A 12,709-nucleotide genomic window follows, 5' to 3' on the forward strand; every position below is an offset into this window, starting at 1 on the left:
CCGCGGCGCGGGCCAGGGCGACGGCCAGCGCCGCGGCGCGCCGGCGGCGCAGCCCGGCCGGTGCCGTGGGGACGACGTCGGCGAGGCAGTCGGTCGAGCAGGGGCCGGTGCTCATGCCCGCAACGGTCGGGCCCGCAGGTGTCGGGCAGGTGTCGCCGGGCCCACCACGACGCGTCGGTGAGCGGTCAAGCTGTGCGGCGGTCCAGCGTCGTCCAGGCGAGTGCGGCGGCCGCGAGGGCGGCCAGCACCAGCAGCAGCACGGGGTAGGGCGCGAGCGCGGTCAGCGCGGCCAGCACCAGCGGGGCGGCGAACCCGAGGTAGGTCAGCGCGTAGAACACCCCGGTCAGCCCGGCCATCTCGTGCGGGGAAGCCACCCGCTGGGTCTCCAGCAGCCCGGCGACCAGGCAGCAGCCGTAGCCGGTGCCCAGCAGCAGTGCGGTGGGCAGCAGCAGCCACGGCGCGGGGGAGGCGGCGTACCCCGCGGCCACCAGCAGCCCGGCCAGCACTGCGGCACAGCCCAGCCGCGCGGCCGGCCGGGTGTCCTGCGCGGCCAGCCGGCGGGCCAGCGGCTGCACCGCGACCCCGGTGCCCAGGGTCAGCCCGGCGACGACGGCGTTGACCGCGACGGCGTACTCCGCCGCCGTCCCGCCGCGGGCCACGAGCAGGCCGGGCAGCACCGCCAGGGAGACGGTGGCCGCGGTGAACACCCAGGGCGCAACCGGGACGACCAGCCGCCGGAAGCGGGGACGGGTCACCGACCGCACCCGCAGGGCCTGCCCCAGCGGGACGGCGGCCTCCGCGCGGGGCACCGTCTCCGGCGCCCGCCACAGCGGCACGAGGACGGCGAGGGCGAGCAGCAGGTGGGGCAGGTAGGCGGTGGTGAGCGGGTCGGGGGCCCACTGCGCGAGCAGACCGGCGACAAGGGGCCCGAGGCCGAACCCGGCCGAGAGCGCGGTGGCCGCGCGGCGGGCGCCGGTGCCGGGCACGGTGGTGGGGTCCCACGCCGGGCCCGACAGCTCCCGCACCCAGGCGCTGCCGGCGGCGAACGCCGCACCGCTGGCCACCCCGGCGAGCAGCCGGCCGGCGTAGAGGGCCCAGAGCTGGTCCAGCAGCAGCACGCCGGTCGCCACGACCGACACCAGGGCGGCGGCGCGCAGCACGGGGGAGCGGCCCCGGGCGTCGGAGACCGGGCCGAGCAGCAGCAGCGCCGGGACCAGCCCGAGGGCGTAGACGCCGACCAGGGCGGCGACGTCCACGGCGGACAGGCCCTCGTCGCGGCGGTAGGCGACCAGCAGGCTGACGAACTGGTTGGCACCCCAGCCGATGGCGAACATCGTCAGGGCGACCGGCAGCCACGCCCGGGGGCGAGGGGTCGGCGGGGTGCTCACGCCTCGAGCACGGCCCGCAGGCGGCGCAGGCTCTCGGCCAGGTTGCGGCGCTGGAAGTCCGCGAACGGTCCCCGGGTGGCGACCGCGTCGAAGACCCGGGCGACGGCGTCGGCCATGGTCCGCTCGTCGGTCCAGGTCTGGGTGACGCGGGTGCCGGTGCCGCCGCCGGGCAGGTCGACCGGCTCCAGCCGGTGCTCCCAGGAGGCGATCGAGGCGCGCAGCCGGCGCCGCGCGCCGCCGATGGCCCGCACCCGGAACGCGAAGCGCTCACCGGGGTCGGCGGCGGTGACCACGCACTCGGTGACCCAGCGGAACCCACGGCGCTCGTTGACGCCGGTGAACACCGCGCCGACCGGCAGCGGGCCGGTCCGGTCGGTGCGTGCGCCCCGGTTCTCCGGGCTCCAGCCCGGCGTCCGGGTGGGGTCGGCGACCAGGTCGTAGACCGCCGCCGGCGGGGCGGCCACGACCAGCGAGTCGCAGACGGTGCGCTGGCGTGGCATGCGGGACCCCCGTCGTCCGGTGCTGGACGCACGACGGGCCGGATCCGTGGAGGATCCGGCCCGGTCGGTGCGTGCCCCCGGCAGGATTCGAACCTGCGCCCCTGCCTCCGGAGGGCAGTGCTCTATCCCCTGAGCTACGGGGGCTCGTGCGGTGGGGAAGCGAGCAGAACGCTAGCAGCCGCTCAGGGTGCCGGGAGCGGGGACCCCCCGCGGGCGGCGAGCATGCCCGCCATGGTGGTGGTCTCCGCGGTCTGGGTGGCCACGATGGAGCGCGCCAGGCCCCGGACGACGGACTCGGACGCGCCCGCCTCGGCCACCTGGGCCATCTCCAGCCCGCCCTGGTGGTGCCGGATCATCAGCTGCAGGAAGAGCACGTCGAAGTCGCCGCCGGTCGCTGCCCGCAGCTGGTCGAGCTCGTCCTCGGTGGCCATGCCCGGCATCAGCCCGCCGCCGGAGTGGTCGTGCATCGACGACCCCATCCAGGACATGTCGCCGGCACCGGTGATCGGCAGGCCCCACAGCGTCAGCCAGCCCTGCATCCGGCCGACCTGGTTCAGCTGGGTCTGCGAGATGTCGAAGGCCAGCGACAGCACCTCGGGGTCGGTGGTGCGTCCCTGCGCGAGGTTGGCCATCTCCACGGCCTGCAGGTGGTGGACGGACATGTCCAGGGAGAACCCGGCGTCCACGGACCCCGCCGCCGGGGTGTCGGTGCGCCCGACGCCCAGCGCGACGGCGAGTCCGCCACCGATGACCAGCAGCCCGGCAGCGATGACCGCCACCAGCCCGGCGGCCAGCCAGCGCCGTGACCGCGGGGCGGGTGCGTCGTCGGACCGCTCGTCGGCGGGGCGGTCGGTGAGGGTGGAGGACAAGGTCAGATCACCTCGTACGGGGCCGGGGCGTCCCGGCGCCGGGTCAGGGAGCCGTCGTGGCGGTGGGCTCGGCGGTGGGCTCCGTCGCGTCGGTGGTCGGCGCGGCCGAGTCGGTGGTGGGGGCATCGCTGCTGCCGATCGGCTCGCTGCCGGCGTCGGCGGGCAGCGGATTCGCGGCGAACTGCGGGTTCTGGCAGCTGGCGCCGACCTCGGGGTACAGAGAGGTGCCGTCGGCGTCGGTGCCGTAGGTGAAGAAGTCGACGTACTGCTGGATGCGCGGGTCGTCGACGGAGTCCACGCCGAGCCGGTGGTTCCAGGACTCCAGGCTGATCGGGGTGTCCAGGTCGGAGGCGGTGGACAGGCCGGCGTAGGGCGAGAGCATCAGGCCGGAGTTGCCCCGCACGACGTCGGCCAGCGTGTCGACGTCGTCCTGGCTGAGCACGTCGGGGTCGTAGGTGATCCACACGGCGCCGTGCTCGAGGGAGTGCACGGCGTTCTCGTGCCGGATGTCGATGTCGTAGACGGTGCCGGTGCAGTCGGCCCAGTACGGGTCGTGCGGCCCGCCGACCGGCGGGTTCTCCTGGTAGGAGACGTTCTCGGTCACGTGCTGCTGGCCGGCGGCGTAGTCGAAGACCTGCACGCCCTGGATCTGGTCGGCGGCGGTGATCCGGTCGGCGTTGCTGCGGTTCACCGCGTAGACGGCGTAGCCGATGACCGCGCCGGCGAACACGACGACGGCCACGGCGGCGGCGATGAGGCCCCACGGCTTGGGCTTGGCGACGACGGCCTGCTGCGGCCGGGTGCGCCCGCCCTTGCCGCCTGGACGCGACCCCGCGCCCTTCCCGGGTGCGCCCTTGCTCCCTGTGCCCTTGCCCAGCCCCTTGCCGGCGGGCGTGGCCTGGCGGCCGCCGGCGCCCTTGCCGGGCGTGCGCCGGGCGGGGCCGGCGGTGTCCTTCGCGGCGTCGGGCGTGCGGTCCTCGGGCAAGGCCTCTCCAGGGGGGTCGGGTCCGGACGGGTCCGGGGCCGGTGGGCGGGTCGTCCAGGGCACGGACCCCGGCAGCGCGGCGGGGGCGGCGGCGGGTCCACGTGCTGGTCCGGCCCGGGAGTCTAGGTGCCGAACCTGTGCGGACCGGTCGACGTGACGAGGCGCACGTCCGTCCCGGGGTGTGCAACGTCGCGGGGGAGCCGCGGGTTCCGGCCCCCTACGATCGCCAGGTGACACCCGAGCAGCTCAGTGCCCTGGTCCGTGCCGTCGTCGGTGCGGCCGTCGAGCGCGGGGCCCTGTCCGTCGACGTCCCCGACGACGTCGTCGTGGAGCGCCCGCGCAACCCCGAGCACGGCGACTACGCCACCACGGTGGCGCTGAAGCTGGCCAAGCAGGCCGGCCGCCCGCCGCGCGAGGTGGCCGAGGTGCTCGCCGACGACCTGCGCGCGCAGCCGGGCATCGACCGGGTCGACGTCGCGGGCCCGGGCTTCCTCAACATCACCTTCGCGCAGGGCGCGCTGGGCCAGATCGCGGTCGACGCGGTGACGGCGGGGGAGGCCTACGGTCGCACCGACGCCTTCGCGGGGCTGAAGGTCAACCTGGAGTTCGTGTCGGCCAACCCGACCGGCCCGGTGACGCTGGGCTCGACCCGCTGGGCAGCGGTCGGCGACGCGCTGGGACGGCTGCTCACCGCGACCGGAGCCGACGTCAGCCGGGAGTACTACTTCAACGACGCCGGCTCCCAGATCGACCGGTTCGCGCGCAGCCTGCAGGCCGCGGCGCACGGCCGGCCGGTGCCCGAGGACGGCTACGCCGGCGACTACGTCGGCGAGATCGCCGGTCAGGTCGTCGCGGCCGAGCCCGGGGTGACCGAGCTGCCCGCCGAGCAGGAGCAGGAGCGGTTCCGGGTGCGCGGCGTCGAGCTGATGTTCGCCGAGATCAAGACCTCGCTGGCCGACTTCGGCGTGGAGTTCGACACCTACTTCTCCGAGGCCACGCTGCACGCCTCCGGGGCCCTGGAGAAGGTGGTCGGCACGCTGCGCGAGCGCGGGCACGTCTACGAGGCCGACGGCGCGACCTGGCTGCGCACCACGACCTTCGGCGACGACAAGGACCGGCCGCTGGTCAAGAGCGACGGCGACTGGACCTACTTCGCCGCCGACTGCGCCTACTACCAGGACAAGCGCGACCGGGGCTTCGACCGGGTCGTGATCATGCTGGGCGCCGACCACGCCGGCTACGTGGGCCGCTACAAGGCGCTGGTGGCCGCGCTCGGCGACGACCCGGCGCAGAACCTGGAGATCCTGCTGGGCCAGCTGGTCAACCTGGTGAAGGACGGCGAGACCGTCCGGATGAGCAAGCGCAAGGGCAACTTCGTGCTGCTGCACGACCTGGTCGAGGCCGTCGGGGCCGACGCCGCGCGCTACGCGCTGGCCCGGGCGTCGGTGGACCAGCAGATCGACCTGGACCTGGACCTGTGGAGCTCCCAGGCCAGCGACAACCCCGTCTTCTACGTGCAGTACGCGCACGCCCGGATCTGCTCGCTGCTGCGCGGCGCGGCCGACCTGGGCATCGACCTGGGCACCGCCGACACCGTGGACGCCGCCCAGCTCGCCCACCCCCGCGAGGTCGACCTGCTGCGCGCGATCGCCGAGTTCCCCCGGGTCGTGACCGCCGCCGCCGAGCTGCGCGCCCCGCACCGGGTGGCCCGCTACCTGGAGGAGCTGGCCGGCACCTACCACCGCTTCTACGACGCCTGCCGGGTGCTGCCCCGCGGCGACGAGGAGGCCACCGCCACCACGGTCGCCCGGCTGTGGCTGTGCTCGGCGACCCGCACCGTGCTGCGCAACGGCCTGGCCGTGCTCGGCGTGCACGCCCCGGAGCGGATGTGAGGGCCCACCCGGCGGGGCCGCTGCACGGGAACATCACCCCGCCCTCGGCCGCCGGCGCACCGCCGGCCTCCCTCGGCGAGCTCGACGCCGCGGTCTGGCCGCGCGGGGCCACCCGGGTGGGCGGCGAGCTGCACCTGGCCGGCCGGCCGGTGACCGAGCTGGCCCGCGAGCACGGCACCCCGCTGTTCGTGCTGGACGAGGCCGACTTCCGCGGCCGCGCCGCGGACTTCCGCGAGGGCTTCGCCGGTGCCGACGTGCACTACGCCTCCAAGGCGTTCCTGTGCGGGCAGGTCGCCCGCTGGGTCGCCGAGGACGGGCTGCACCTGGACGTCTGCAGCGGGAACGAGCTGTCGGTCGCGCTGGCCGCCGGGTTCCCGGCCGAGCGGATCGCGCTGCACGGCAACAACAAGTCCCTGGTCGAGCTCGCGTTGGCCGTGGACGCCGGGGTCGGGCACGTGGTGCTGGACTCCTTCGACGAGGTCGACCGGCTGGTGCCGCTGGCCGCCGCGCGGGTGGCCGCCGGCGGGGCGCCGGTCGCGGTCCTGGTGCGCACCACAGTGGGCATCGAGGCGCACACGCACGAGTTCATCGCCACCGCCCACGAGGACCAGAAGTTCGGGTTCTCCCTCGCCACCGGCGACGCGCTCACCGCCGCCGTCAGGGTGATCCGGGAGCCGGCGCTGGAGCTCGCCGGCCTGCACAGCCACATCGGCAGCCAGATCTTCGACACCCAGGGCTTCGAGGCCGCCGCGCACCGCGTCGTCGGGCTCATGGCCCAGGTCGAGCAGGCCACCGGCGTCGTGCTGGGCCAGCTCAACCTCGGCGGCGGCTTCGGCATCGCCTACCTCGCCGAGGACGACCCGGTCGCCCCGGCCGACGTCGCCGCCCGGATGCGGGCGGTCGTGGCCGCCGAGTGCGCGGCGCTGGGCCTGCCGGTGCCGCGGCTGGCCGTCGAGCCCGGGCGCGCGATCGCCGGGCCCGGCACGGTGACCCTCTACGAGATCGGCACGATCAAGCCGGTCCGGCTGGGCTCCTCGGGCGCCCCGGGGACCCCCGGAGTGCGCAACTACGTGTCGGTGGACGGCGGGATGAGCGACAACATCCGCACGGCCCTCTACGACGCCGCCTACACCTGCGTGCTGGCCAACCGGGTCTCCGACGCCCCGCCCGCGCTGTGCCGCGTGGTGGGCAAGCACTGCGAGAGCGGCGACGTGCTGGTGCGCGACCTGTGGCTGCCCTCGGACGTCGTCCCCGGCGACCTGCTCGCCGTCGCCGCGACCGGGGCCTACTGCTGGTCGATGGCGTCGAACTACAACTACCTGCTCAAGCCGCCGGTGGTCGCCGTGCGGGACGGGGTGTCCACCCCGGTCGTGCGGCGTCAGACACTGTCCGACGTGTTCGCCCTCGACGCCGTCCTCGCCGACGTCCCCGCGCCCGCCGTCCCGCCGTCCCAGCCCGCGGTGGGGGTGGGCTCGTGAGCGCGCCCCCGACGGCACCGCTGCGGGTCGCCCTGCTGGGCTGCGGCACGGTCGGCTCGGCGGTGCTCCGGCTGCTGGACGAGCAGGCCGGTGACATCACCGCCCGCGTCGGCCGCCCGGTCGAGGTGGCCGGGGTCGCCGTCCGCCGGCCCGACCGGCACCCCGAGGTGCCCGCGCACCTGCTCACCACCGACGCGCACGCACTGGTCACCCGCGACGACGTCGACCTGGTCGTCGAGGTCATCGGCGGCATCGACCCGGCCCGCGAGCTGATGCTGGCCGCGTTCGCCGCCGGGAAGGGCGTGGTCAGCGCGAACAAGGCACTGCTGGCCGACGACGGCGTCGCGCTGCACGCCGCGGCCGCCGAGGCCGGCGTCGACCTGTACTACGAGGCCGCCGTCGCCGGGGCCATCCCGCTGCTGCGCCCGCTGCGCGAGTCGCTGGCCGGGGACCAGCTGACCCGGGTGGTCGGCATCGTCAACGGGACGACGAACTACATCCTGTCCCGGATGGCCGAGACCGGCGCCGGGTTCGCCGAGGCGCTGGCCGAGGCCACCGAGCTGGGCTACGCCGAGGCCGACCCCACCGCCGACGTCGACGGCTTCGACGCCGCCGCGAAGGCCGCCATCCTGGCCTCGCTGGCCTTCCACACCCCGGTCACCGCCGCCGACGTGCACCGCGAGGGCATCGCCGCGGTCAGCGCCACCGACGTCGCCCGCGCCGCCGAGATCGGCTGCACGGTCAAGCTGCTGGCGATCTGCGAGAAGGTCGAGGGCGAGGACGGAGCGTCGGTCGCCGTGCGGGTGCACCCGGCGATGATCCCCACCTCGCACCCGCTGGCCTCCGTCGGCGGGGCGTTCAACGCGGTGTTCGTCGAGGCCGAGGCCGCCGGGCAGCTGATGTTCTACGGGCAGGGCGCCGGGGGCGAGCCCACCGCGTCGGCCGTGCTGGGCGACCTGGTCGCCGTGGCCCGCAACCGGGTCGCCGGCGCCGCGGGCCCGGGGACGACGGTGTACGCCGGGCTGCCGGTCGCGCCGATGGCCGACACCCCCACCCGCTACCACGTCAGCCTCGACGTGGCCGACGTCCCGGGCGTGCTCGCGCAGGTGGCGCAGGAGTTCGCCGCGCAGGGGGTCAGCATCTCCACCGTGCGCCAGGACGGCGCGGGCGAGGCCGCGACCCTGGTCATCGTCACCCACCGGGCACCGGACTCCGCCCTGTCTGCCACGATCGCCGCGCTGCGCGGGATGCCGGCCGTCCGGGCCGTGACCAGCGTGCTGCGCGTGGAGGGACTGGCATGACCGCCGCTTCGCCGTTCTGGCCGGGGCTCATCGAGGCCTACCGGGACCGGCTCCCGGTCACCGCGTCCACCCCGGTGGTCACGCTGCAGGAGGGCGCCACCCCGCTGGTGCCCGCCCCCGAGCTGTCGCGGCGCACCGGGTGCGAGGTGTACCTGAAGGTCGAGGGGGCCAACCCGACCGGGTCGTTCAAGGACCGCGGCATGACGATGGCCATCACCAAGGCCGTCGAGGAGGGCGCCCAGGCGGTCATCTGCGCCTCCACCGGCAACACCTCCGCGAGCGCCGCGGCCTACGCCGCCCGCGCCGGGCTGGTCTGCGCCGTCCTGGTGCCGCAGGGCAAGATCGCCACCGGCAAGCTCGCCCAGGCGCTGGTGCACGGCGCCAAGCTGCTGCAGGTGGAGGGCAACTTCGACGACTGCCTGGCGCTGGCCTCCAAGCTGGCGATCGACTACCCGGTCAGCCTGGTGAACAGCGTCAACCAGTACCGCATCGAGGGCCAGAAGACCGCGTCCTTCGAGGTCGTCGACGTCCTCGGCGACGCCCCGGACATCCACTGCCTGCCGGTCGGCAACGCCGGCAACATCACCGCCTACTGGCAGGGCTACCGCGAGTACTGCGTGGACTCCTCGCACCCCGGCCCGGCCACCCGTCGCCCCCGCATGTTCGGCTTCCAGGCCGCCGGCGCCGCCCCGATCGTGTCCGGCGCGGTCGTCGAGAACCCGAGCACCATCGCCACCGCGATCCGGATCGGCAACCCCGCGTCCTGGACCAAGGCCCTGGCGGCCCGCGACGAGTCCGGCGGGCGCATCGACGCGGTCACCGACCGCGCGATCCTGGCCGCCTACCGGCTGCTGGCCCGCACCGAGGCCGTCTTCGTCGAGCCCGCGTCGGCCGCCTCGGTCGCGGGGCTGCTGCAGGTCGCCGAGGCCGGCGAGCTCGAGCCGGGCCAGCGGGTGGTCTGCACCGTCACCGGCAACGGCCTCAAGGACCCCGAGTGGGCGATCTCCGGTGCCCCCGCCCCGGTCACCGTCCCCGTCGACGCCGCGGCCGCCGCCGCGCAGCTGGGGCTGTGAGCGGCCCCGCCCCGGTGCGCATCCGCGTGCCGGCCACCAGCGCCAACCTCGGCCCCGCCTTCGACAGCGCCGGGCTCGCGCTCGCCCTGCACGACGAGGTCGAGGTCTGCGTCGCCGACGGCTACCACGTCGAGGTGGAGGGGATCGGTGCCGCCGAGCTGCCCCGCGACGAGTCGCACCTGGTCGTGCGGGCCTTCCAGGCCGCCTGCGACGACCTCGGCTGGCTCCCCCCCGGCCTGCAGCTGCGTGCCCGCAACGCCATCCCCCAGGGCCGCGGCCTGGGCTCCTCGGCCGCCGCGGTCGTGGCCGGCGTCCTCGCGGCCTGGGCGCTGTGCCCGGCGGTCACCGGGATCGACGAGGAGCGCGTGCTGGCCCTCGCCGACGTCATCGAGGGCCACCCCGACAACGTCGCGGCCTGCCTGCTGGGCGGGCTGACCCTGTCCTGGTCGGGCGAGGACGGCGCCCGGGCCACCTCCCTGGCCGTGGACCCGCGGGTCACCCCGGTGGTGTGCGTGCCGAGCACCACGCTGTCCACGCACGTCGCGCGGGCCCTGCTGCCGCCGACCGTGCCGCACGGCGACGCCGCCTTCAACGCCGGCCGCGCCGCCCTGCTGGTGCACGCGCTCACCGCTGCGCCCGAGCTGCTGCTCCCGGCCACCGAGGACCGCCTGCACCAGGACCAGCGCGGGCCGCACATGCCGGCCACCGCCGCCCTGGTCGGCGACCTGCGCGACGCCGGGCACGCCGCGGTCGTGTCCGGCGCCGGCCCCAGCGTGCTGGTGCTGGGCGCCGAGCCCGGCCACGCGCCGCTGGTGCACACCGTCGTCCCCGAGGGCTGGCAGGTCCTCGACCTGCCGGTCGACACCGGTGGCGCGCGCGTGCGGCACGGGGCAGCGCACGAGAACGGTGCTGTATCGTCCTGACCTGCCTGGGAAGGCACCGGGGACAGCCGGTGTTGTAAGGCGCAGCCAGTCGTGCCTAGGCTGGTGCACAGCCGCCCTCGGGCGAGCACCACGCGAGACGTACCCGACGTGCCGAACCGCCGTCCTCCGCCTCGCTCCCCACAGACCCACCCCTCCTCGGTCCCGCCCGGTCCTCACCCGGGTGAACCCGAGAGGTCCGAGGTCATCTCCTGCGCCAGGAGGCGCGGGTCACCGCAGGGAAGGACCTGTACGTGAGCGACACCACCTCCGTGGTCGACGGCGCCCCGAACGAGGACGCCGCGGCCGTGGCCGGGAAGCGCCGTCGCGGCGCCGGCCTGTCGGGCATGCTGCTGCCCGAGCTGCAGCGCCTGGCCGCCGAGCTCGGCATCACCGACGTCCGGGCCGGTCTGCTGCCCGAGGACAAGGTCGCCGCGGTGCGCGGGCTGCAGGCCGCCGGCCACCGGGTGCTGGTGGTCGGCGACGGCGTCAACGATGCCCCCGCGCTGGCCGCCGCCGACGTGGGCGCGGCCATGGGCGGGGTGGGCTCGGACCTGACCGTGGCCAGCGCGGACGTCGTCGTGGTGCGCGACGACCTGGCCACGCTGCCGGCGCTGGTCGGGCTCTCGCGCCGGGCCCGGCGGCTGGTCGTGCAGAACCTGGTGCTCGCCGGCACGGTCGTCGTGGCGCTGGTCAGCTGGGACCTCGTCGGCCACCTGCCCCTGCCGCTGGGTGTCGCCGGGCACGAGGGGTCGACGGTGCTGGTCGCGCTCAACGGCCTGCGGATGCTCCGCCGTGGGGCGTGGCGGGCCTGACCTGTGCATCACGTGTGCATCCGCCGGTCGGGCGGGCGGGCACCGGTGCCGTGTCCCCACACTCCCGGCATGACCCGAGCCACTGCCGCCTCCGACACCACCGCACCGACCGCCGTCGTCCGCGTCCTGCAGGTCGCCACCGTCCTGACCGCGCTGGGCGTGCTGTTCCAGTTCATCACCGCCGGCCAGCTGTTCCCCCGCGGCGGCCCCGAGGAGCTGCACGCCGCCGGCGCGATCGCGCTGCACGTGTTCTCCGGCATCGGCGCGATCGCCGCGATCGTGCTGTGGCGGCAGGGCCGTGCCCGCGTCGGGCTGGCCGTGCTGGCCGTCGTCGTCTTCCTGGCCACCATCGCCCAGGCCGCGGTCGGTGGCCGCGACACGCTCTGGGTGCACATCCCCGGCGCGATGGTGCTGACCGCCGGGGTCATCTGGCTGCTGGTCACCGTGCTGCGCCCGCTGCCCCGCCCCTGAGCGCACGGGCTGCCGACATCCTCGGCACAGCCCCCTGACAGCGGTGGCGGGGACCCTCGACCGGTCCCCCGCCACCGCCCGCCAGGAGCCCACCCGTGACCGAGCTGCACCGCACCGACGACCGCCTGCTGCTGGCGGTGAACGGGTTCGCCCGGCGCACCGGCTGGTTGCACACCCCGGCGCTGCTGTACGCCACCTACGGCCTGGTGCTGGTCGGCGTCCTCCTCGCCGTCGCGCTGTGGACCCGTCGGGGCAGGTCCGACCGGGAGCTCGCGGCCGCCGGCTGGGCGCCGGTGGCCGCCGTGGTCGCCCTGGCCCTGAACCAGGGGATCGGCGCCGCGGTCGGCGAGGCCCGGCCCTACGCCACCCACCCGGGCCTGCTCGTGCTGGCCACCCGGACCACCGACGCCTCCTTCCCCTCCGACCACGCGGTGGTGGCCGGGGCCTGCGCGGCCGGGCTGTGGCTGGTCTCCCGCCGCCTCGGCGTCGTCGCCGCCGTCCTCGCGGTGCTCATGGCCGGCGCCCGGGTGTACGTCGCCGCGCACTACCCGTGGGACGTCGCGGCCGGGCTGCTGGTGGGCGCGGGGGTGGCACTGCTCGGCTGGTGGGTGCTGCGCCGCCCGCTCACCGCGCTCACCCGGTGGCTACGGACCCGACCCGTGGTCCGGTCGGTGTTCCCCGTGCCCGTCCCGGCCCGGCCCTGAGCCCCGGGCGGCCAGGATGACCGCCGTGCTGGCGGCCAGGTGGTCCTGGACCGCTGCCGGGCCCCGGGCCTGCACCTGCTCGAGGTAGGCCTCGTGCTCGGCGGCCAGCCGCGGGACGTCGTGGGCCGGTGCCACGTGCACCAGGAGGAGCAGCAGCTCCGAGTGCAGCCGGGAGTAGGCGTCGGTGATGCGCGGGCTGCCGGCGGCGGTGACCAGTGCGGTGTGCACCCGGGCGTGCGCGGCGGCCACGGCCGGCCAGTCCTCCCCGGCCAGGGCGCCGAGCGCGGCGACGGCCGCGCGGGCCGGGGCCAGG

Annotated in this window: 13 protein-coding genes and 1 tRNA gene; 8 read left to right on the top strand and 6 right to left on the bottom strand. The window is 75.9% G+C overall.

Going from position 1 to position 12,709, the window contains the following annotated elements:
* Positions 1–185 precede the first annotated feature (185 nt).
* The 5 genes from NH342_RS18535 to NH342_RS18555 form a co-directional block, all read right to left on the bottom strand.
* The gene (locus tag NH342_RS18535; protein WP_253017070.1) at positions 186–1,388 is read right to left on the bottom strand and encodes an MFS transporter; all 1,203 of its coding nucleotides are present in this window, start codon (positions 1,386–1,388) and stop codon (positions 186–188) included.
* A complete protein-coding gene (locus NH342_RS18540) occupies positions 1,385–1,888 on the bottom strand; it encodes an SRPBCC family protein (protein WP_253017072.1) in 504 nt (167 codons plus the stop codon). Before NH342_RS18540 ends, NH342_RS18535 begins: the two co-directional genes overlap by 4 nt.
* A gap of 72 nt (positions 1,889–1,960) precedes the next feature.
* Positions 1,961–2,032: transfer RNA gene (locus NH342_RS18545), tRNA-Arg, on the bottom strand.
* A 38-nt stretch (positions 2,033–2,070) separates the two neighbouring features.
* Complete coding sequence (locus tag NH342_RS18550; RefSeq protein ID WP_253017074.1) at positions 2,071–2,757, bottom strand: DUF305 domain-containing protein; 687 nt, start codon at positions 2,755–2,757, stop codon at positions 2,071–2,073.
* 43 nt (positions 2,758–2,800) lie between these two features.
* On the bottom strand, positions 2,801–3,742 hold the full coding sequence (locus NH342_RS18555) for a DUF3105 domain-containing protein (RefSeq protein ID WP_253017076.1): 942 nt from the start codon (positions 3,740–3,742) through the stop codon (positions 2,801–2,803).
* A gap of 230 nt (positions 3,743–3,972) precedes the next feature.
* On the opposite strand from NH342_RS18555, the gene argS reads away from it, so the two are divergent.
* The 8 genes from argS (at position 3,973) to NH342_RS18595 (ending at position 12,396) form a co-directional block, all read left to right on the top strand.
* Complete coding sequence (gene argS, locus NH342_RS18560; RefSeq protein WP_253017078.1) at positions 3,973–5,634, top strand: arginine--tRNA ligase; 1,662 nt, start codon at positions 3,973–3,975, stop codon at positions 5,632–5,634.
* A complete protein-coding gene (lysA, locus tag NH342_RS18565) occupies positions 5,631–7,112 on the top strand; it encodes a diaminopimelate decarboxylase (protein ID WP_253017080.1) in 1,482 nt (493 codons plus the stop codon). The genes argS and lysA overlap by 4 nt, the downstream gene beginning before the upstream one ends.
* On the top strand, positions 7,109–8,413 hold the full coding sequence (locus NH342_RS18570) for a homoserine dehydrogenase (RefSeq protein WP_253017082.1): 1,305 nt from the start codon (positions 7,109–7,111) through the stop codon (positions 8,411–8,413). Before lysA ends, NH342_RS18570 begins: the two co-directional genes overlap by 4 nt.
* Complete coding sequence (gene thrC / locus NH342_RS18575; RefSeq protein WP_253017084.1) at positions 8,410–9,486, top strand: threonine synthase; 1,077 nt, start codon at positions 8,410–8,412, stop codon at positions 9,484–9,486. Before NH342_RS18570 ends, thrC begins: the two co-directional genes overlap by 4 nt.
* Positions 9,483–10,409: a homoserine kinase gene (gene thrB, locus NH342_RS18580; RefSeq protein WP_253017086.1), complete on the top strand. Its 927-nt coding sequence runs from the start codon at positions 9,483–9,485 to the stop codon at positions 10,407–10,409. The genes thrC and thrB overlap by 4 nt, the downstream gene beginning before the upstream one ends.
* A gap of 251 nt (positions 10,410–10,660) precedes the next feature.
* Positions 10,661–11,221 carry an HAD-IC family P-type ATPase gene (locus NH342_RS18585; protein WP_308200695.1) on the top strand — a complete coding sequence of 187 codons (561 nt, stop codon included), beginning with the start codon at positions 10,661–10,663 and terminating at the stop codon, positions 11,219–11,221.
* A gap of 69 nt (positions 11,222–11,290) precedes the next feature.
* Positions 11,291–11,692, top strand: a complete 402-nt coding sequence (locus NH342_RS18590) for a hypothetical protein (protein WP_253017088.1) — start codon at positions 11,291–11,293, stop codon at positions 11,690–11,692.
* 95 nt (positions 11,693–11,787) lie between these two features.
* On the top strand, positions 11,788–12,396 hold the full coding sequence (locus tag NH342_RS18595) for a phosphatase PAP2 family protein (protein ID WP_253017090.1): 609 nt from the start codon (positions 11,788–11,790) through the stop codon (positions 12,394–12,396).
* Here the strand turns inward: NH342_RS18595 and NH342_RS18600 are convergent.
* Positions 12,337–12,709: FCD domain-containing protein (locus NH342_RS18600; RefSeq protein WP_253017092.1), on the bottom strand; the 373-nt coding region annotated here is incomplete at its 5' end. The two genes, NH342_RS18595 and NH342_RS18600, sit on opposite strands and share 60 nt — an antisense overlap.

The organism is Klenkia sp. PcliD-1-E (genome assembly GCF_024124375.1).
Classification (GTDB): Bacteria; Actinomycetota; Actinomycetes; order Mycobacteriales; family Geodermatophilaceae; genus Klenkia.

What these genes read in the sequence shown, in the direction of transcription:
- NH342_RS18590 (WP_253017088.1), top strand. Translation starts at nt 11,291, where the DNA reads ATGACCCGAGCCACTGCCGCCTCCGACACCACCGCACCGACCGCCGTC.
- thrC (WP_253017084.1), top strand. Translation starts at nt 8,410, where the DNA reads ATGACCGCCGCTTCGCCGTTCTGGCCGGGGCTCATCGAGGCCTACCGG.
- NH342_RS18540 (WP_253017072.1), bottom strand. Translation starts at nt 1,888, where the DNA reads ATGCCACGCCAGCGCACCGTCTGCGACTCGCTGGTCGTGGCCGCCCCG.